At 56.1% G+C, this 704-nt stretch carries 1 rRNA gene; it reads right to left on the reverse strand.

Annotated elements, in window-relative coordinates:
• Nucleotides 1-24: 24 nt before the first annotated feature.
• A 23S ribosomal RNA gene (locus tag Q5741_RS21570) occupies nucleotides 25-704 on the reverse strand; the annotation flags it as partial.

Raw genomic sequence — 704 nt, forward strand, 5'->3', positions numbered from 1 at the left:
TACCGGATGTCTCCGGCAAGCTTGTAGGATAAGCCCTCGACCGATTAGTACTGGTCAGCTCCATGCATTGCTGCACTTCCACCCCCAGCCTATCTACCTCGTCGTCTTCAAGGGGTCTTACATACTGGGAAATCTCATCTTGAGGGGGGCTTCACGCTTAGATGCTTTCAGCGCTTATCCCGTCCGTACATAGCTACCCAGCGGTGCTCCTGGCGGAACAACTGGTACACCAGCGGTACGTCCATCCCGGTCCTCTCGTACTAAGGACAGCTCCTCTCAAATTTCCTACGCCCACGACAGATAGGGACCGAACTGTCTCACGACGTTCTGAACCCAGCTCGCGTACCGCTTTAATGGGCGAACAGCCCAACCCTTGGGACCTACTTCAGCCCCAGGATGCGATGAGCCGACATCGAGGTGCCAAACCTCCCCGTCGATGTGGACTCTTGGGGGAGATAAGCCTGTTATCCCCAGGGTAGCTTTTATCCGTTGAGCGATGGCCCTTCCATGCGGTACCACCGGATCACTAAGCCCGACTTTCGTCCCTGCTCGACTTGTAGGTCTCGCAGTCAAGCTCCCTTCTGCCTTTGCACTCTTCGAATGATTTCCAACCATTCTGAGGGAACCTTTGGGCGCCTCCGTTACTCTTTAGGAGGCGACCGCCCCAGTCAAACTGCCCACCTGACACGGTCCCCATACCGGAT

The sequence above is a fragment of the Paenibacillus lacisoli genome (assembly GCF_030580655.1).
Taxonomy (GTDB): Bacteria; Bacillota; Bacilli; order Paenibacillales; family Paenibacillaceae; genus Paenibacillus; species Paenibacillus lacisoli.